The organism is Gordonia humi (assembly GCF_014197435.1).
Taxonomy (GTDB): domain Bacteria; phylum Actinomycetota; class Actinomycetes; order Mycobacteriales; family Mycobacteriaceae; genus Gordonia; species Gordonia humi.
Genome location: NZ_JACIFP010000001.1, coordinates 2,487,094 through 2,504,600 on the forward strand (window position 1 = coordinate 2,487,094; position 17,507 = coordinate 2,504,600).

The following is a 17,507-nucleotide window of genomic DNA, read 5'->3' on the forward strand; positions in this document are numbered from 1 at the left end:
GTCGGTCGTCCTACGTCCAGAGGTCGGTGACGTCGACGCCGACGCGGGCGAGCAACTGCCGGGTGAGGGGCAGGCTGATCCCGATGACGCTGCCCGGGTCGCCGGTGATGCCGTCGAGGAGCCAGCCGCCGAGACCGTCGAGGGTGAATGCGCCCGCGACCTTCAAGGGTTCACCGGTCGCGACGTAGCGGTCGATCGTGGCGTCGTCGACGTCCGAGAAGTGGACCTGCGTGGACTTGTGATCGGCGACCGACGCCACTGCCGCGCCGTCGCGCAGGCGCGTCACGCAGTGCCCGGTCAGCAGATGCCCCGTTCTGCCGCGCATCCGCCGCCAGCGTGCGACGGCGACGTCGGGGGAGTGCGGCTTGCCCGACAACTCGCCGTCGAGCAGCAGCATCGAATCGCAGGTGAGGACCACGCCGTCGGCGCGGGCGTCGGCGAATCCCGGATCGCCGTCGGACAGGATCGACGAGACGATCGCCTCGCCCTTGGCTCGTGCCAGACGCGTGACGACCTCGGCGGGTGCGATGCCGCCCATCTCGTCGATCAACGCGTCTTCGTCCAGATCGGCGATGAGGACCTGCGGAGACAGGCCGGCGTCGCGCAGCACGCGTCGGCGTGCCGGCGACGCCGACCCCAGAACTACTGTCGTCACCCGCGGTTCGGGAACGACGACGGCATGCCCCACGTGCTGCGGTGCATGTCCGTCGGCAGACCCCACTCGTTTCGCGTGCCCGGACCGGTGTCGTCGGTGCCGCCGCCCGCCGTCGCGAGGACACTCACCAGCACGGCGACGTCCTCGTCCGACGGATTGCCCGACACGACGGTGAGGAACGGCTTCTCGGCGCTCACAGCGGAATGTTCCCGTGCTTGCGCGGCGGCAGCTGAACCAGCTTGCGTTCCAGCAGCTTCAGCGCGTTCGAGATCTGGCCGCGCGTGTGGCTGGGCGGAATCACGGCGTCGACGTAACCGCGCTCGGCGGCGACGTACGGGTTCACCAGGGTGTCCTCGTACTCCTGCTGGAGTTCCAGGCGCAGGGCGTCGACGTCGTCGCCGTTGGCCTCGGCCTCCTTGAGCTTGCCGCGGTAGACGAATCCGACGGCGCCCGAAGCGCCCATGACGGCGATCTGCGCGGTCGGCCACGCCAGGTTGACGTCGGCGCCCATGTGCTTGGAGCCCATGACGTCGTACGCGCCCCCGTACGCCTTACGCGTGATGACGGTGATCTTGCCGACCGTCGCCTCGCCGTACGCGTACAGCAGCTTGGCGCCGCGACGGATGATGCCGTTGTACTCCTGGTCGGTGCCCGGCAGGAAGCCCGGAACGTCCACCAGGGTGATGATCGGGACGTTGAACGCATCGCAGGTGCGGACGAAGCGTGCCGCCTTCTCCGAGGCGTCGATGTCCAGGCAGCCCGCGAACTGGGTCGGCTGGTTGGCGACGATGCCGACGCTGCGGCCGTCGACGCGACCGAAGCCGACCACGATGTTCATCGCCCGTTCGGCCTGGACCTCGAGGAACTCGCCGTCGTCGACGATCCGGCGGATCACCTCGTGCATGTCGTACGGCTGGTTCGGGGAGTCCGGGATCAGCGTGTCGAGTTCGAGGTCGTCCTCGGTGAGGTTCTCCTCGATGCTGCCCGCCGGAACCGCCGCAGGCAGACGCGGAGCGTCGGCGCGGTTGTTGCTCGGCAGGTAGCTCAGCAGCTCCTTGACGTACTCGAGTGCGTCCTCTTCGTCCTCGGCGACGTAGTGCGCCACCCCGGACTTGGTCATATGCGTGTGCGCGCCGCCCAGGTCCTCCATGGTGACGTCCTCGCCGGTGACCGTCTTGATCACGTCGGGGCCGGTCACGAACATCTGGCTGGTCTGGTCGACCATCACCGTGAAGTCGGTCAGTGCGGGGGAGTACACGTGACCGCCCGCGGCCGGGCCCATGATCAGCGAGATCTGCGGGATCACGCCGGAGGCCCGCACATTGCGGTGGAAGATCTCGCCGTACAGGCCGAGGGAGACCACGCCCTCCTGGATGCGAGCGCCCGCGCCCTCGTTGATGCCGACCAGCGGGCGGCCGGTCTTGAGCGCGAGGTCCATGACCTTCACGATCTTCTCGCCGTAGACCTCGCCGAGGCTGCCGCCGAACACGGTGACGTCCTGGCTGAACACGCAGATCTCACGGCCGTCGACGGTGCCGTAGCCGACGACGACGCCGTCACCGACCGGGCGCTTGTCGGCCAGGCCGAAGTTGGTGCTCCGGTGACGGGCCAATGCGTCGAGTTCGACGAACGATCCCTCGTCGAGCAGATGGGTGATGCGCTCGCGGGCGGTCAGCTTGCCCTTGGCGTGGATCTTCTCGGCGGCGGCCTCGCCGACCGGGTGTTCGGCGTCTGCCAGCCGGTTCCGCAGGTCGGCGAGCTTGCCGGCCGTGGTGTGGATATCGGGTGCAGCGCCGTCGTCGCGCGAAGCAGTGGTCATAGACATCGACTCTAACGAGCGATGTGTGACCCGCGTCAACCGGATCTAATGTGAGAATTTCCTCATGTTCGGCCGTCGCGAGGGCGACTCGTCTGAACGTTCGGCGCGCGGACGCCGCGACTACAGTGTCTGGACATGACCGAATCCGCGTTGCCCGATGCCGCACGTCTTCGTCAGCTCGTCTCCGGAACCCGCTGGCACACCGTCGAAGTGGTCGCGGAGACCGGCTCGACCAATGCCGACCTCATCGCCCGCGCGGACGATCCGGAGATCGCCGGAACGGTCCGCATCGCGGGCTTCCAGTCGTCCGGGCGGGGGCGTCACGCACGCGTGTGGAAGACGCCGCACGGCCAACTCGCCATGTCGGCCGCCGTCGCGGTGCGTCCGGGCGACGCCGAACGCGTCGGCTGGCTGTCGTTGCTGACCGGGCTCGCCGTGCACGAGGCGCTGTCGTCGGTCGCCGGAGTGCGCGCCGAGTTGAAGTGGCCGAACGACGTCCTCGCTCCCTCCGCCGACGGACCCGGCGGCAAGCTCTCGGGCATCCTCTCGGAGTTCCGGCCGCTGCCCGACGGTGGTGGGGTCGCGGTGATCGGCACGGGCGTCAACGTGGATCTCGATCCGGCCGCCGTCGAGACCGCCCGCGCCGAGTCCGTCCGCGCCCTCGCCGGGCGCGCCGTCGATCCGACCGATGTGGCCGCGGCGTACCTGCGGGCGCTGTCGGATCGGCTGGCGCATTGGCCCGACGACGTCGCCGCCCTCGTCGCCGACTACCGGGCCGCGAGCACCACTCTCGGCAGACGGGTGCGGCTGATCCTGCCGGGTGATCGCGAGGTGATCGGCGACGCCGTCGACATCGACGATCAGGGGCGGATCATCGTCGACGGTCCGGACGGACGAGTCGTCGCATCGGCGGGCGATGTGACCCACCTGCGTCCGGCGTAGCCGCCGGGGCGCTATCGCTGTTGCTTGCGGCGGCTCGCGGTGCCCATCGTCGGGATGAGGGTGAGGACGGGAATGCCGATGATCAGGTGCATGACGGCCGTGCCGATGCCGGTGGAGATCTCGTTCGACAACGCCAGCGGGATGACGACGCTCGCCGCGATCAGCAGGACCACCACCCAGCGGTAGAACTGGTCCGGAGCGGGAGTCCCGATCTGCAGCAGGTACCAGAGCGCGCCCGCGACGATCGCGACGATGAAACCGGCGACGGCGAACCACAGTTCATCCGAGGCCAACGGATTCCAGATGCCGAGCTTGCCCGAGTCGTTGACCTTCTGGGTGATGGTTCGGATGATCCAGGCGACGAGCCAGGCCGCGAGTCCGGTGACGATGCCGGTCATCAGCACGCCGCCGCAGAACATCAGCGGGTCGATGTCGGGTCCGCGGCGTGCGGGCCGCTTGGGTGCGGCGGGCGCCTGATCGTAGTGCGCCTGCTCGTACTGGGGCTGCTGGTACTGCTGTTCGGTGTATCCGTACGAATAGTCGTTGGCCTGGCTGTAGGCCTGGGTCGGCGGATTCTGTTTCGGCGCGCCGTAGCGCGGATCACGGGGATCGTAGTTCGTCATCGTCGGCAAGCCCTCCACCGTTGCGTCGTCGTCGGCCCTCCAGTGTACTGAGTGTGCGGGAGGCGACATCCGAACCTCGTCGACATTCACGCATTAAGCTCGGACGGCATGGGATACCCGCGCGACAACCTGGCACCCGGCGAACAGGTGGTCATTCATCGACATCCCCATTGGAAGAGCCTGGTGGTGCCGGTGTTGATCTTCTGGGTCGTGACCGCCGTGTGCGGTGTCGCGATCGGTTACACGCAGACCGGTGACTCCCTCTCGAGCGACGCGGCCCTCTGGCTGACGGTCGTCGTGGTGATCGTGTGGGCGGCGGCCGCCGTCTACTGGCTGGGTCGACCGGTCCTCTCGTGGCGTACGACGCACTTCGTGGTCACCGACCGGCGGGTGATGTACCGCAACGGCATCATCACCCGGTCGGGCATCGACATCCCGATGCGCCGCATCACCTCCGTCGAGTTCAATCACGGGCTGATCGACCGGATGCTGCGCACCGGCACACTGATCATCGAGTCGGCGTCCGACGAGCCGCTGGAGTTCGCGGACATACCGGACGTCGAAGCGGTGCACGCCCGGCTCTACCAGGAACTGCTCGACGACGAGGACGACGTCGACTACGGACGGAGACGTCGATGACCGCCGCCCGCCCGATCCTGCTCGCCGAGGACGACGCCGCGATCGCCGAACCGTTGGCGCGCGCACTGATCAGGGAGGGACACGACTGCGTGATCGCCGCGAGCGGTCCGGAAGCCCTCGATCAGGCGTTGACCTCCGAGTTCGGTCTGCTCATCCTGGACCTCGGACTGCCCGGAATGGACGGCCTCGAAGTGTGCCGCCGGGTCCGCGCCCAGTTGCCCGAGGTCGCGGTGCTCATGCTGACCGCGCGCACCGACGAGGTCGACTTCGTCGTCGGCCTCGACGCGGGCGCCGACGACTACGTGGGCAAACCGTTCCGGCTCGCCGAACTCCTGGCCCGGGTGCGCGCCTTGATGCGCCGCAGCAGCGTCGGTGAGGACGCCGACGAGGTGGTCCTCGACTTCGGCGACATCATGCTCGACGCGCGTGCGCGGCGCGTGGTGGTCGACGGCGACGACCTGACTCTGGCCAACCGCGAGTTCGACCTCCTGCAGTTCCTGATGGAGCGACCGGGGGAGGCGCTCTCGCGTGACGAGATCATGACGCAGGTGTGGGGGTCGGTGGATCTGCGTTCGTCGAAGACCCTCGACATGCACGTGTCCTGGATCCGCCGCAAGATCGGCGACGACCAGCCGAACCGGCCCAAGCACATCGTGACGGTGCGCGGCGTCGGTTTCCGATTCGACCCGTGAGGGGCGCCGCGTGCGTCGTCGAATACTGAAGATGATGATCGTCACGGTGGCCCTGATGGGACTTCTCCTCGGGGTGCCGCTGACGATCCTCACCGTGCGCGGCATGTCGGCCGAGGCCCGGCAGAACCTCTCGGAGAGCCTGAAACGGATCTCCGAATACGTACTCGCCGAGGAGACGGTCGGCCACGACCTGGAGGTGGCCGACCTCGATCTGAAGCAGTTCCGGCTGCTGGTGCCCGCGGGTGGGCGTCTCACCTTGAACGCGACGGTCACCGGGGCGAACGGCGTCGAGATCCCGATCCGTCGGGCCGTCGGCGACGACCAGGCCGAGTCGACGATCTCCGAATCGGTGACGCTCGGGCCGCACGCGACGCTCACCCTGGAGATCCCTCAGGAGAACGTGCGACCACAGCAACTGGTGGCGGTCGGCGTCCTGCTGGTGGTGCTGACCGGGTCGGTGGCCGGCGGCGCCCTCGTCGCGGTCGTCACCGCACGTCGCCTCGCCGAGCCGCTGACGGCGCTGGCCGCACGCGCCGGGGCGATGGCGCGGGGTGACCTCTCGTCCGGCTGGCCGTCGTACGGCATCGACGAACTCGATCGGGTGGCCGAAGCACTCGCCGATGCGAATCAGGAGATCGCGACCCGTCTCGAGCGGGAGGGCGAGATCGTCGGCGACGTGTCGCATCAGCTGCGCAGCAGACTGACCGCCGTCCATCTGCGCCTGGACGAACTGACCCTGCACGAGGACCCGGCCGTCGTCGCCGAGGCGGAGGCGGGGCTCGAGCAGGTCGAGCGGCTCTCGCGCGAACTCGACGAACTGGTGGCGGCGTCGCGGGAGGACTCGGCCGGGCGCGGAGCGATCGACGCGCGGGACGTCGTCGACACCTTGATCGGCGACTTCGAGCCGGCGTTCCGGGCCAAGGGGCGGCGGCTGCGGGCCGAGACCCTCGGCCGAGTGCCGACGATCTCGGGCAAGCCGGGGCGTCTACGCGAAGCGTTGAGCGTACTCATCGACAACTCGTTGCAGCACGGCGCGGGCACGACGACGGTGCGCCTCGCCGACCTGCCCGCCGTCGGCATGGTGCGTCTGACCGTCGCCGACAGCGGTCCGGGCATCGCGGACGAGATCGCCGTGGACGTGTTCCGTCGCGGATTCTCCGGTGGGAGCCGCAGCGGTATGGGGCTGTCGTTGTCGCGGGCGCTCATAGAGGCCGAGGGCGGACGGCTGGATCTGATCTCGCGGCGGCCCGCGGTGTTCGCGATCGTGCTGCCCGCTCAGGGGCGTCGACCGTCAGGCGCCGACCACATCACGCGTGTCCGAGTTCCTCATCGGTGAGATCGTCCGAGGCCGGATCCGGTTCGGTGGATCCGCCGGGTCCGCCGCGCGGCTCCTCCTCCGGGAAGGCGAACTTGCGCAGCGACCAGAATCGGAACGCCATGCCGAGGATGTTGCCGATGATGAAGGCGAGGAAGAAGTCGAGGACGGCGAGTTCGAGGCCCGCGAGGTTCTCGCGCATGTGGAAGACGTTGTTCGCGAGCCACAGCGGTGCCGCGGTCAGGAGCACTGCGATGCCGCTGATCAGGAAGAACAACATGGCTTCGTGATGCCGCTCGCGTCCACCACGGTTCTTGAACGCCCATTCCCGGTTCAGGATGTAGCTGACGATGGTCGCCACGACACCGGAGATGATCCTCGCGGCGACCGGCTTGGGTTCCAACACGGTGAAGACGAGCAGGTAGTAGATCGCGGTGTCGATGACGAAGGTCGTACCGCCGACGATGGCGAACTTGATGAGCTCGCTGTGCTTCATGACGAGGCGATGGAGGGGCCCGGGCAGCATGGACACTGCCTTGTCGATTGTCAGCACAACGGTCGAGTGTACGTAATCGAGTAGTCACAGACACATCGGTTGACGCCGGATGCGGAGATTCGTGGTGAACGTGACACCATTGACGCCGTGAGTTCGCAACCGCGCCGAGCAGAGTCAGGCATGCCGACGGTCACCATGATCGGCGGCGGACAGCTGGCCCGAATGACCCATCAGTCCGCGATCGCGCTCGGCCAGTGCCTGCGTGTTCTCGCCGCGGGCGACGCCGAACCGGCCGCTCAGGTGAGCGGCGACGTGGTCCTCGGTTCGCACGAGAGCCTCGAGGATCTGCGGACCGCCGCCGAAGGCGCCGTCGCCCTGACCTTCGACCACGAAGGCGTCCCCCTTCATCTGCTGGAGGCCCTCGAGGCCGACGGCGTGGCGGTGCGACCGCCGTCGGCGGCCCTGCGATTCGCGCAGGACAAGCTCGACATGCGCAATCGACTGTCCGAACTCGGGCTCCCGGTACCCGACTTCGCGGACCTGTCCGGCGACGTCGCCGCCGCACGCGACGAACTGATCGCCTTCGGCGAACGCAACGGCTGGCAGATCGTCCTCAAGGCCGTCCGGGGCGGCTACGACGGTCGCGGCGTGTGGCTGGTCGACGGGCGCGATGAGGCGCTCGCGGTGTTCGATGCGCACGCCGGGGGCGACACCGTGCTGATGGCGGAGCAGAAGGTGTCGATGCGTCGTGAGCTGTCGGCGATGATCGCGCGGTCACCGTACGGCCAGGGCGCGGCGTGGCCGGTCGTGGAGACCGTGCAGCGCAAGGGACAATGCGCCGTCGTGCTGGCGCCCGCACCCGGACTCGACGAGACCGTCGCCGAGCAGGCGCAGCGGATGGCACTGCGACTGGCCGACGAACTGGGCGTCGTCGGAGCCATGGCCATGGAGCTGTTCGAGACCGTCGACGGCGAACTCGTCGTCAACGAACTCGCGATGCGTCCGCACAACAGCGGCCACTGGACGATGGACGGCGCGGTCACCTCGCAGTTCGAGCAGCATCTGCGAGCGGTCCTGGACTATCCGCTCGGCGACACGTCGGCGCGGGCCGAGACCGTCGTGATGGCCAACGTCCTCGGCGCCGACGAGACCCCGGAGATGTCGGTCGACGAACGAATGCACCACCTGTTCGCGCGGATGCCCGATGCCAAGATCCACATGTACGGCAAATCCGAGCGACCCGACCGCAAGGTGGGGCACGTCAACATCGTCGGACGTCCCGGCGAACCCGTCGAGGCGGTTCGCGAGCGGGCCGAGCGTGCCGCCACCTGGATGTCGACCGCCGTCTGGACCGACGGCTGGAACCCGCACACCGATTCGATCGGAGACCTCACATGACCGCACCCGTCGGACCTCGCGTCGGCCTCATCATGGGCAGCGATTCGGACTGGCCGACGATGGAGGCCGCCGCCGAGGCGCTCGCCGAGTTCGGTGTCGCCTTCGAGGTCGGCGTCGTATCGGCGCACCGCACCCCGCAGCGCATGCTCGACTACGCGAAGGGAGCGGCCGCCCGCGGCGTCTCGGTGATCATCGCCGGTGCGGGCGGTGCCGCGCACCTGCCCGGCATGGTCGCGTCGGCGACGCCGCTGCCGGTGATCGGCGTTCCGGTCCCGCTCAAGTATCTCGACGGCATGGACTCGTTGCTCTCGATCGTCCAGATGCCCGCGGGCGTCCCGGTCGCGACGGTCTCGATCGGCGGGGCCCGCAACGCGGGCCTGCTGGCCGTCCGGATACTCGCCGCGAGCGATCCCGCGCTGCAGTCGGCGATGGAGACCTTCCAAGCCGGTCTGGAGGAGATGGTCCTGGCCAAGGACGAGAAGCTCCGGAGATCGCTGTTGGAGGACTGACGTGTCGATTCCGGACCGGGCCCGACTCGAAGCCGCCTGCACCGTCGTCGTCGAGGAGACCCTCGCGGCGATCGCACAGGTCCTCGACGACTGCGACGACGAGTCGGTGAACGCCACGCCGGTTCCGGGGACGGTGAACTCGGTGTTCGCGCTCGTGACTCACCTGGACGGCGTGATCGCGGACTGGGGTGGCAACCTCGTCGCCGGGGAGGGCATCCCGCGTGACCGGCCGACGGAGTTCACGGCGCAGGGGACACTCGCGCAGGCGCGGTCGATCCTGGACCGGATGAGCGAACGGCTGCCGCGATACATCCGTCTCGCGCTGACCGCCGGGATCGAAGCCCCCGGCGCGATCAGCAGCACCCGGGTCGACGCCGCGAGCGCGACCCCCGAATTCGTCGTCGCGCACCTTCTCCGCGAACTCACCCAACACACCGGACACATGCAGATCTGCCGGGACGTCGTCGGACGTTAGGGCGCGACGACCGCGGTCGGGAACTGGTCGGGGTGGGTGACCGGCGCACTGAGCATTCCGGTGGCCGCGTCGATGATGAAGTAGCCGACGGCCGTCCAACTCCCTGACGCGGTACCGGCTTCGACGTCGGTCTCGTAGCTCGCGCACAGGCGCAGCGTGAGACTCGCGATGAGGCGCATTCGCGCCGTCAACACCGGTTCGGGGACATGAGCCAGCTCGGGGATCGCGCCCATCTGTCCGTCGAACTGGACGCTCCGTTCGATGCCGACTCGCAGCGGTTCCTCCACCGACGGCAGGAACATCGCCTGATAGGTGAATCGCGCCCGGTGACCGGGCACCGGCAGCGAGTCCAGGTATTCGATCCACGGGCGGACGCCCGCGCCGACGAGATCGTGCAGACTCGGCTGATCGGGCAGTTCGCCGAGTATCTGCTCGCGGCGCGCGGTGATCTGCTCGCGACCGCGGGCGAGCAGTGCCTGAATCATCTCGTCGCGCCCGCCGAAGTGGTATTTGATCGCCGAGTGGTTCGCGGTGCCCGCATGCTCGGTGATCCGCCTGTTGGAGACGGCGTCGATGCCGTGCTCGGCGAAGAGCTCCTCCGCCGCGTCCAACAGTGTCTCGCGCGCACGGTCGCCGTGCTGTGCCATCTCGGCTCCTCGGAAGTCTCGAATGTGTCTCTCGTTATACCCCCTTCCCAAAATTACGCCATCTGTCTTAAAGTTGATCGGGTAACCGAGGTCGACGCTCGGGCGAAGCGTCACGGCTCAACGCCCGCCGACCATCAGAACTATTTGTTTGGGAGTGCACATGAGCGCATCGATCGACGAGGACGCCGAGGTGACGACCGAGGTCGACGCCGAAGCGGCCGAGGCCGCGAAACGAGCGAGGATAGAAGGCGTCGCACGGGTGGTCATCATGTTCCTCATGCCGCTGGTCATGGTCGGCATGATGATCTGGGGCTACATGGGCGCCATGCATTCGCCGACGCCCCGGGACCTGCCGATCACCGTGTCCGGCCAGGATGCGGGGACGTTCGCCCAGGCACTGCGGCAGGCCGACGGGGATGCGGTCGAGGTCCGCGTCGTCGACGATCCGGGTGCCGCCCGTCAGCAGGTGATCGAGCGGGACACGGCGGGCGCCGTGGTGCTCGACGGGGACACCGCGACGCTGTTCACCGCGGGCGGCGCGGGGGCCTCGCAGGCGGGTGTCACGACCGGTCTGGTGACGCCGGTCGCCGTCGCACAGGGAATGACCGTCCAGTCCGAGGATCTGGCGCCGCTGCCCGCCGACGACCCGGCCGGACTGGGCGCGATGTTCATGACCACGGCGATCGTGATGGCGGGTTACCTTCCGCTGTCGATCATGCTGTCGAACTCACCGCATCTGCTCCGACTTCGGCGGTTCCTGCCGCTGCTGGTCGGCTGGGCGGCGCTGATCGCGGGCGTCATCGCGATCGTCACCTGCCCGATCCTGCACGTCGTCCCGGCCGGTCATCTGCCCGCCGTGATGGGCATCGCGATGCTGGGAGTGGTCTCGATCGGACTGGTCCAGCTGTTCCTCACGCGAGTGTTCGGTGCGATGGCGACCATTCTGGCCATGTTGCTGCTGATGGTCCTCGGCATGCCGAGCTCCAACCTCAGCATCTCGATCTACACCGCGCCGCCGTTCTACGACGTCTTCCACTCGTTCCTGCCGCTGCCCGCCATCGGCGAGGCGATGCGGTCGGTGCTGTACTTCGGCGGCGACGGTGTCGGCAGGCACCTGATGGTGCTCGGCATCGGCGGTGCGGCCGGGCTCCTCCTGACGATTCTGGTGGACTGGCGCAAGCGTCGGACGTCGCGGTCGGCGACCGTGCGGTTGAGCATGCCGTCGTTGCGTGGGGCGTCCCAGCCGGACACGCCGTTCTGGCGGTACGCGGCGCTGCTCTTCTTCCCGCTGGCCATGGTCTCGATGATGATCACGGCGATGCTCGGAGCGATGGGGTCGCCGACCCCGAAGGACATGCCGGTCGCGGTCGTCGCCTCGTCGCAGCAGCAGGCGCAGGCCGTCGCCGACGGCATGGATGCGCAGATGCCCGGCATGTTCGACGTGAGGGTCGTCGACTCCGCGCAGGACGCCCGCACTCAAGTCGCGGATCGGGACGTCGTCGGGGCGTTCGTCCTGCCCGGCCCGCCGGATCCACAGGCCACGGTGATCACCAACCAGGCCGCGTCGACGAGTGCCGCACAGGTCGTGAACCAGATCTTCACACAGGTCGCGCAGGCCCAGCACATGCCGGTGGTCACCGACGACGTCGCGCCGCTGCCCGCGAAGGACAGTATGGGCACGGTCACGATGTACATCGCGATGGGCTGGCTGATGGCCGGGTTCATGGTGATCATCGTCGGGGCGAACGCCGCGCCGGGCAGTCGGCCGCTGCCCAGGCTGTTGCCGATCGTCGGCGTGTACTCGGCGTTCATGTCGGGAGTCGTGTTCATCATCGCCCGCTTCATCACCGGCAGCATCGGGGACGGACACGCCTGGCAGCTCTGGGCAGCGGGAACGGTCGCGATCTTCTGCGTGGCGATGTTCGCGACGGTGTTCGAGAGACTCGTCGGCATGCTCGCGATCGTCCCGGTGATCGGCATTCTGATGTTCCTCGGCGTACCCGCGTCCAGCGGTGCGATGTCGGTGTACATGGAGGCGCCGTTCTTCCGGGACGTCCACGACATCATCCCGATGGGCGCGGCGGTCGACGCCGCACGGTCGATCCTCTACTTCGGGAGCGACACGCTCGGCGGCAGCCTGCTGACGCTCGGAGCATGGGGAGTCGTCTCGCTGATCGTCGTCGCGATCATCGACCGGATCAAGCCCCTGCGGACCACGTCGGAGATGCTCGAGGTGCCTCATCCCGCCCTCGGCAGCGCGTACGTGCCGAAGGAGGAGTCGGTGGACGCCGATGCGGACGACACCGATGAGAAGGTGCTCGTCTCGTCGCACGCATGACCGGAATCGGTGCCCCGACTCAGTTCTGAGTCGAGGCGCCGGTCTGCGTGCGTCGACGGTGGACGACGAGGACCAGGGCGATGCCGACGACGAGCAGACCGACAGCGGTCACGGCGCCTGCCGCGATCCCGCGTCCGATGCGATTCGCGTGGTCGTACACATATGCGGGCGCGGCGTCATCGGAGGTCAGCGACTCGTCGGCCGACGAGAGGTTGTTCGACACCGTGGCCAGCGCCGTCTTGAGCTTGCCGAGCCCGCCGGACATGTCGTCGGCGGCCTGCTGAGTGTCGGCCTTCGCCGACGCGAGTCGGTCGAGTCCCTCCTTGAGCTGGGACGCGGCCGTGCGCGCCCGGTCGATCGCGCCGTCGACCTGCCGCGCGGCCGGTCCGGTGGCCGCGGTCGCCTTGTCGAGTTCGCTCCGGAGTGCTCCGAGGTCGCCGACGCCGCCGACGATCTCGCGCGACGCCGACTGCAGGGACTTGAGCTGCTCGATCGTCTTGTCCGCGCCCGGTACCGTGCTGTGCTCGAGGCCGGAGACGATCGGTGTGACGAGGTCGTCGACGTCCTCGGCCGACGACGCCAACGACTGGGCCTGTGTCAGGCTCTTCGACACCGTGCCGCCGAGTTCTTCGATCGTAGAGGCGGCGGCGCTCAGACTCGGCGCGGCGGCGAGGCCGGCGACCATCTGGTCGGCGGCCTTCGACGCGGTGTCGACGGATGCGAATGTGGGTTCGACGGCGGCGGTCACCTTCTCGATGCCCGCGGTGCCACTGTTCACGGTCGCGGACATCATGTCGATCAGCATCTTGGCCGACGACACCGAGTCCTGCGCCGATGCGACGTCATCGGGACTCAGGTCGACGGCCGGCGGCCGGAGAGCGGGTTCGGTGTCGAGGAAGACGAATCCGCCGACGGCGACGCCGGTGAGCAGGACGCCGAGTGCCGCGATCGCCGCAGCCGCGGTCCGACCGGCTCGGCGGGGCGTCTGTGGCGGCGGGGAGGCGTCGACATCGGAGACCGGCTCGTGGCGGGATGGGGAGTCGATCGTCACGCATGGTCCATTCGTCGTCGGGCAGAGACTCCGCCCGACGCTACGGGCGGAGTCTGTGCGGGCGGTGTGGAGAGCATGAGGGATCGATGATCAGATCGTCGATGCCACCGGCACTGTCTGGTCGGAGGTGACGACGCCGGCGGGGCACACGGTGCGGTCGCGGGCCCGGAACACGTGGTCGCCGCCGCTGCCGGTATCGGTGTCGTTCCACCCGAGTCGTCAGAAGCCGGCGAGGTCGCGCACCACGTCTCCGGCCGGGACCGCCCGCGCCGCGCGGAAACCGGCGCCGGCCCACAGATTGATCACCTGCGGATCGTCGGACGCCGCCTTGCGGATCCCGCCGGTGAGCGTGTTCACCTGCGGGTAGTACGACGGTGCGTGGTCGGAGTTGGCGCGGATGAAGTCGTTGACCAGTCCGCGGGCGAGGCGTCCGGAGTAGGCGCGGGTGGTGACCGTCGTCGTGAACTGCGGGTCGGCCAGCGCGCCGCGATGGGCCGTCCGGGTGCCTGCCTCCGGCGTGCGGAGGAGCAGCGTCCCGACCTGCGCTGCGACGGCGCCCGTGTCGAGGATCGCTCGGACGTCGTCGGGACCGGCGACACCGCCGGCACCGACCGTCGGCAGCCCGGATGCGGCGATCACCGAGCGCACCAGGTCGAGTGTGTCGATCTCGGGGTCGGAGTCGGCGATCGCGAACATCGCGCGGTGGCCGCCCGCCGAGACTCCTTGGGCGCACAGCGAATCCACGCCCAGATCGGCGGCCGCGCGTGCCTCGTCGACGCTCGTCACCGTGGCCGACACGGCGATGTCGGCAGCACGGAGACGGTCGATCACCGCGCCCGACGGCAGTCCGAACGTGAAGGAGGCGACGGCGGGACGCTCGTCGACCAGCACGTCGACTTTCGCGTCGAACGCGTCGTCGGTGAACGGCACCGTCGCGGGGAGTTCGACGCCGAGCCGCGCGGCGAGTGGTGCGAGGCGGTCGCGGTATGCCGCGAACTCGTCGGCGTCGACGTCGACGCGTTCGGGGACGAACAGGTTGACACCGAACGGTGCATCGGTGAGTCCGGCGATCTCGCGTACGGCCGAGCGCAGAGCGTCGGGTGCCAGGTACGCGCCGCCGTAGAACCCGAATCCGCCCGCGTTCGACACGGCCGCGGTCAACGAGGGTGTCGACACGCCGCCGGCCATCGGGGCGCCGACGATCGGCAGGGACAGGTCGTCGAAACGGTGCATGTGCGTCCTCACTCGACTCGTAGTATCTCCAGGCTCACCTCGGAGGTGAGGGTGAAGCCCATCTTCTCGTACAGGCCACGCGCGGGATTGTCGGCCGTCGTGTGCAGGAACGGAGCGTCCCCGGCATCGACGGTCGCCTGCGCGACGGCCGCCACCAGCCGGCGCGCGAGACCGCGGCCGCGGGCGTCGGGATGCGTGCAGACGGCGCTGATCTCGCGCCACCCGGGCAGGTGAAGTCGCTGTCCGGCCATCGCGAGCAGTCGGCCCGTGCTCGGTTCGCGATAGCCGAGGTACGTGCCCATCTCGATGGTGCGCGGCAGGAAGGGGCCCGGTTCGGTCAGTTCGACCAGAGAGGTCATCTCGGGGACGTCGTCGACGGTCAGTTCGACCAGCTCGGGGTCGGCGGCCGGTGTCACGGCATCGCCCCGGTACTGCACGAGGTCGAAGGTCGCGACGGATGTGAAACCGCTCTCGGGCAGCGGCGTCCGACGGTCCCGTAGCGAGACGGTGTTGCCGGGTCCGCCGAGTTCGGCCAGATCGGTGTAATCCTGAGCGGTCGTCTCGCGGGGATGGCCGTAGAACACCGAGACGTCCGAGAGGAACGTCGAGATGCGACCGACCGTGCGCGCGAGGCCGGCTTGCGGACCGCGGAGTGCGACGGTGAACGGGTCGTCGAGGACGCGGGCGTCGAGCTCCACCGCACTCATGCGACGGCGAGCTTCCGGCGGAAGAAGTCGATGATCTGATCCAACGCGTCGCGGGTCGGTTCGCCCGGCTCGTCGATCAGATGCTCGGTCACCACCGAATGCGGCGGGAGCGCGGCATCGGGGTCGGCCGCCTCGTCGGGCAGTTCCACGCCGATGAACTCGTCGCCGAGTTCGCGGCGCAAGAACTCGAAGCGACCGCCGGGGGACAGCAGATCGCCGTCGAACCTCGCACCGAGCACCTCCAGCCCCTCGTTCTCACAGCGTGCGCGCACGCAGGCGAGGTCGGCCGGGGATATGTCGATGGTCCGACGCCGACTCGGCGTGATGCCGAACGGCAACGACGGTTGCGACAGCACCGGCGCGAGCATGGTGTCGTCGACCGACATGGCCAGGGCGAAGCCGCCCGTCACGCACATGCCGATCGCGCCCGCGCCGGGTCCGCCGCACTCGGCGTGCGCGGAGCGGGCCAGGGCGCGCAGCCAGTCGACGACCCGTGAGGTCTGCCCGGTGGCGAAGATGGTGAACTCGCGGCTCACGCAGACGCGTCCGAGGGAGCGGATCATCCCGACCCCGGCTCGCGGCGCATCGGCGAGACCCGCGGGATTGGGTTCGGCACCGTCGACGCCGAACAACGACGGTACGAAGACGGTGAAGCCCGCCGCCGTGACGCGGCGTGCGAAATCGGCGACCTTCGGTGTGATCCCGGGGATCTCCGGGATCACGATCACCGCGGGACCGTCGCCGCGGCGATAGTAGTGGTGGTCGATCCCCTCATGAGCGAACTCGCGTCGTTCGAATCCGTCGAGCGCGGGCGGCAGGGGTGCACTCATGCGGCCGACACCACCCGGCCGTACAGCACCTGATCGGCGACCTTGGCCGAGAACCGTGCCGACCGCACCACGTCGGGTGAATCGGACGGAATCACGCGGAGCCCGGCGACGTCGAGGCGCCGACCCCGGCGGACCAGCGTGAACCGGCCCGCGGCGAGCACGTTGCGGACCCAGTCGGCGTCGGCGCCGTAGTTCAGTGCGATCGACAGGCGCCCGTCGTCCACGTACGCCAGGACGGGCGTCTCGTATCGGTTGTCCGACACTCGGCCGATGTGTTCGACGACCGCCCACGGCGCGATCCGTCCCGCCCACAGGCCCTGGATCGGATTCGTCACGAACTTGTTTGCGCGGGCTACGAAACGGGGGACTCTCACCCTTTCAGCTTGCCTCATCGCCGTTGCGTTGGATACTGGGTGCCATGAACACGGGTGCGATCGCGGGAGAGCAGGACGCGGCGCGATTCCGGATGCAGGTGGTGGCCGAGTCGATCCGGTTGTTCGCCGAGCAGGGATACGAGGCGACGACCGTCGACGCGGTCGCCGCAGCGGCGGGTGTGTCCCGCCGAACGCTGTTCCGGCAGTTCCGCTCCAAAGAGGACTTCATCTTCGCCGACCACGAGCAGCTTCTGGTGCGTGTCGCGGCGCGCCTGGAGGAGTCCGAGTCGGCCGGTGAGGATCCGTGGTGGTCGGTGTGTCTGGCCGCCGAGGAGGTCTTCGCACACTTCGCCGCCCACCGGGATCTCGCATCGCGCCGGTACCGGGTGGTGTCACAGGTGCCCGCCCTGCGCGATCGGGAGCTCGTCACCACGTACCGCTACCAGCGACTGTTCGAAGAATTTCTGCGGCACCGAGTGCCAGACACGCCCCGAGTCAGGCAGGTCGCCTACGCCGCGGCCGTCACCGGCGCCCACAACCACCTGCTCCGGCAGATGGTCCGTGGCGACGAGTCGGCCACGATCGACGTGCTGCGCGTCGAACTGCGGAGAATCCATGCGACGACGTCGCCGTCCCGTGCACGGCAGGTCCCGTCCGCCACAGCGGTCACGGTCGTCGCGCACGATGTGTCGCTCACCGCGGATCAGATCGCCGACGTCGTCCGCGAGAGATTGACTTGGCACCCAGTGCCATGATGAACTGCA

General features: G+C 68.7%; 20 protein-coding genes. 9 read left to right on the top strand and 11 right to left on the bottom strand.

The window, feature by feature from the left end:
• Positions 1–10: 10 nt before the first annotated feature.
• From BKA16_RS11295 to BKA16_RS11305, 3 genes are read right to left on the bottom strand one after another with little or no spacing between them, the layout of a single operon-like run.
• Complete coding sequence (locus BKA16_RS11295; RefSeq protein ID WP_183370752.1) at positions 11–655, bottom strand: Maf family nucleotide pyrophosphatase; 645 nt, start codon at positions 653–655, stop codon at positions 11–13.
• Positions 652–852, bottom strand: coding sequence for an acyl-CoA carboxylase epsilon subunit (locus BKA16_RS11300; protein WP_183370753.1), 201 nt, complete (start codon positions 850–852; stop codon positions 652–654). The genes BKA16_RS11295 and BKA16_RS11300 overlap by 4 nt, the downstream gene beginning before the upstream one ends.
• Entirely contained in the window at positions 849–2,513 is a 1,665-nt protein-coding gene (locus BKA16_RS11305) for an acyl-CoA carboxylase subunit beta (RefSeq protein ID WP_387996717.1), read from the bottom strand. Before BKA16_RS11305 ends, BKA16_RS11300 begins: the two co-directional genes overlap by 4 nt.
• 96 nt (positions 2,514–2,609) lie before the next feature.
• Between BKA16_RS11305 and BKA16_RS11310 the strand changes: the two genes are divergently transcribed.
• Positions 2,610–3,416: a biotin--[acetyl-CoA-carboxylase] ligase gene (locus BKA16_RS11310; protein WP_183370755.1), complete on the top strand. Its 807-nt coding sequence runs from the start codon at positions 2,610–2,612 to the stop codon at positions 3,414–3,416.
• A gap of 11 nt (positions 3,417–3,427) precedes the next feature.
• Here BKA16_RS11310 and BKA16_RS11315 read toward each other — a convergent pair whose 3' ends face one another.
• Entirely contained in the window at positions 3,428–4,039 is a 612-nt protein-coding gene (locus BKA16_RS11315) for a DUF6069 family protein (RefSeq protein WP_183370756.1), read from the bottom strand.
• Between the two features lie 108 nt (positions 4,040–4,147).
• On the opposite strand from BKA16_RS11315, the gene BKA16_RS11320 reads away from it, so the two are divergent.
• The 3 genes from BKA16_RS11320 to BKA16_RS11330 are packed head-to-tail and all read left to right on the top strand — an operon-like array spanning position 4,148 to position 6,706.
• Positions 4,148–4,678 carry a PH domain-containing protein gene (locus BKA16_RS11320; RefSeq protein WP_183370757.1) on the top strand — a complete coding sequence of 177 codons (531 nt, stop codon included), beginning with the start codon at positions 4,148–4,150 and terminating at the stop codon, positions 4,676–4,678.
• Positions 4,675–5,370: a response regulator transcription factor gene (locus tag BKA16_RS11325; RefSeq protein WP_183370758.1), complete on the top strand. Its 696-nt coding sequence runs from the start codon at positions 4,675–4,677 to the stop codon at positions 5,368–5,370. The genes BKA16_RS11320 and BKA16_RS11325 overlap by 4 nt, the downstream gene beginning before the upstream one ends.
• A gap of 31 nt (positions 5,371–5,401) precedes the next feature.
• Complete coding sequence (locus tag BKA16_RS11330) at positions 5,402–6,706, top strand: sensor histidine kinase (RefSeq protein ID WP_221246813.1); 1,305 nt, start codon at positions 5,402–5,404, stop codon at positions 6,704–6,706.
• On the opposite strand, the gene BKA16_RS11335 is transcribed toward BKA16_RS11330, so the two are convergent.
• Complete coding sequence (locus BKA16_RS11335; protein ID WP_221247270.1) at positions 6,678–7,211, bottom strand: GtrA family protein; 534 nt, start codon at positions 7,209–7,211, stop codon at positions 6,678–6,680. The two genes, BKA16_RS11330 and BKA16_RS11335, sit on opposite strands and share 29 nt — an antisense overlap.
• A 117-nt stretch (positions 7,212–7,328) precedes the next feature.
• Between BKA16_RS11335 and BKA16_RS11340 the strand changes: the two genes are divergently transcribed.
• The 3 genes from BKA16_RS11340 to BKA16_RS11350 are packed head-to-tail and all read left to right on the top strand — an operon-like array spanning position 7,329 to position 9,563.
• The gene (locus BKA16_RS11340; RefSeq protein WP_183370761.1) at positions 7,329–8,579 is read left to right on the top strand and encodes a 5-(carboxyamino)imidazole ribonucleotide synthase; all 1,251 of its coding nucleotides are present in this window, start codon (positions 7,329–7,331) and stop codon (positions 8,577–8,579) included.
• Positions 8,576–9,088 (top strand): 5-(carboxyamino)imidazole ribonucleotide mutase, encoded by a 513-nt coding sequence (gene purE, locus BKA16_RS11345; protein ID WP_183370762.1) that lies wholly within the window; start codon positions 8,576–8,578, stop codon positions 9,086–9,088. Before BKA16_RS11340 ends, purE begins: the two co-directional genes overlap by 4 nt.
• Position 9,089: 1 nt before the next feature.
• Positions 9,090–9,563 (top strand): DinB family protein, encoded by a 474-nt coding sequence (locus tag BKA16_RS11350; protein WP_343067380.1) that lies wholly within the window; start codon positions 9,090–9,092, stop codon positions 9,561–9,563.
• On the opposite strand, the gene BKA16_RS11355 is transcribed toward BKA16_RS11350, so the two are convergent.
• Positions 9,560–10,210: a TetR/AcrR family transcriptional regulator gene (locus tag BKA16_RS11355; protein ID WP_183370763.1), complete on the bottom strand. Its 651-nt coding sequence runs from the start codon at positions 10,208–10,210 to the stop codon at positions 9,560–9,562. The two genes, BKA16_RS11350 and BKA16_RS11355, sit on opposite strands and share 4 nt — an antisense overlap.
• A 160-nt stretch (positions 10,211–10,370) precedes the next feature.
• On the opposite strand from BKA16_RS11355, the gene BKA16_RS11360 reads away from it, so the two are divergent.
• Complete coding sequence (locus BKA16_RS11360) at positions 10,371–12,548, top strand: ABC transporter permease (RefSeq protein WP_183370764.1); 2,178 nt, start codon at positions 10,371–10,373, stop codon at positions 12,546–12,548.
• Between the two features lie 19 nt (positions 12,549–12,567).
• On the opposite strand, the gene BKA16_RS11365 is transcribed toward BKA16_RS11360, so the two are convergent.
• The 5 genes from BKA16_RS11365 to BKA16_RS11385 all read right to left on the bottom strand — a co-directional run bounded on the left by BKA16_RS11365 (position 12,568) and on the right by BKA16_RS11385 (position 16,743).
• Positions 12,568–13,599: a hypothetical protein gene (locus BKA16_RS11365; RefSeq protein ID WP_183370765.1), complete on the bottom strand. Its 1,032-nt coding sequence runs from the start codon at positions 13,597–13,599 to the stop codon at positions 12,568–12,570.
• Positions 13,600–13,818: 219 nt separating this feature from the next.
• On the bottom strand, positions 13,819–14,832 hold the full coding sequence (locus tag BKA16_RS11370; RefSeq protein ID WP_183370766.1) for a nitronate monooxygenase: 1,014 nt from the start codon (positions 14,830–14,832) through the stop codon (positions 13,819–13,821).
• A gap of 8 nt (positions 14,833–14,840) precedes the next feature.
• A complete protein-coding gene (locus tag BKA16_RS11375) occupies positions 14,841–15,539 on the bottom strand; it encodes a GNAT family N-acetyltransferase (protein WP_183370767.1) in 699 nt (232 codons plus the stop codon).
• Positions 15,536–16,369: a dienelactone hydrolase family protein gene (locus BKA16_RS11380; protein ID WP_183370768.1), complete on the bottom strand. Its 834-nt coding sequence runs from the start codon at positions 16,367–16,369 to the stop codon at positions 15,536–15,538. Before BKA16_RS11380 ends, BKA16_RS11375 begins: the two co-directional genes overlap by 4 nt.
• On the bottom strand, positions 16,366–16,743 hold the full coding sequence (locus BKA16_RS11385) for a PNPOx family protein (protein ID WP_183370769.1): 378 nt from the start codon (positions 16,741–16,743) through the stop codon (positions 16,366–16,368). The genes BKA16_RS11380 and BKA16_RS11385 overlap by 4 nt, the downstream gene beginning before the upstream one ends.
• 44 nt (positions 16,744–16,787) lie before the next feature.
• On the opposite strand from BKA16_RS11385, the gene BKA16_RS11390 reads away from it, so the two are divergent.
• A complete protein-coding gene (locus tag BKA16_RS11390) occupies positions 16,788–17,498 on the top strand; it encodes a TetR/AcrR family transcriptional regulator (RefSeq protein WP_183370770.1) in 711 nt (236 codons plus the stop codon).
• Positions 17,499–17,507: the final 9 nt, after the last annotated feature.

Bases quoted from the DNA above. Each gene is read 5' to 3' on its own strand.
- BKA16_RS11310 (WP_183370755.1), top strand. From the start codon at position 2,610: ATGACCGAATCCGCGTTGCCCGATGCCGCACGTCTTCGTCAGCTCGTC.
- BKA16_RS11315 (WP_183370756.1), bottom strand. From the start codon at position 4,039: ATGACGAACTACGATCCCCGTGATCCGCGCTACGGCGCGCCGAAACAG.
- BKA16_RS11320 (WP_183370757.1), top strand. From the start codon at position 4,148: ATGGGATACCCGCGCGACAACCTGGCACCCGGCGAACAGGTGGTCATT.
- BKA16_RS11325 (WP_183370758.1), top strand. From the start codon at position 4,675: ATGACCGCCGCCCGCCCGATCCTGCTCGCCGAGGACGACGCCGCGATC.
- BKA16_RS11330 (WP_221246813.1), top strand. From the start codon at position 5,402: ATGATGATCGTCACGGTGGCCCTGATGGGACTTCTCCTCGGGGTGCCG.
- BKA16_RS11335 (WP_221247270.1), bottom strand. From the start codon at position 7,211: ATGCTGCCCGGGCCCCTCCATCGCCTCGTCATGAAGCACAGCGAGCTC.
- purE (WP_183370762.1), top strand. From the start codon at position 8,576: ATGACCGCACCCGTCGGACCTCGCGTCGGCCTCATCATGGGCAGCGAT.
- BKA16_RS11355 (WP_183370763.1), bottom strand. From the start codon at position 10,210: ATGGCACAGCACGGCGACCGTGCGCGCGAGACACTGTTGGACGCGGCG.
- BKA16_RS11360 (WP_183370764.1), top strand. From the start codon at position 10,371: ATGAGCGCATCGATCGACGAGGACGCCGAGGTGACGACCGAGGTCGAC.
- BKA16_RS11370 (WP_183370766.1), bottom strand. From the start codon at position 14,832: ATGCACCGTTTCGACGACCTGTCCCTGCCGATCGTCGGCGCCCCGATG.
- BKA16_RS11375 (WP_183370767.1), bottom strand. From the start codon at position 15,539: ATGAGTGCGGTGGAGCTCGACGCCCGCGTCCTCGACGACCCGTTCACC.
- BKA16_RS11380 (WP_183370768.1), bottom strand. From the start codon at position 16,369: ATGAGTGCACCCCTGCCGCCCGCGCTCGACGGATTCGAACGACGCGAG.
- BKA16_RS11390 (WP_183370770.1), top strand. From the start codon at position 16,788: ATGAACACGGGTGCGATCGCGGGAGAGCAGGACGCGGCGCGATTCCGG.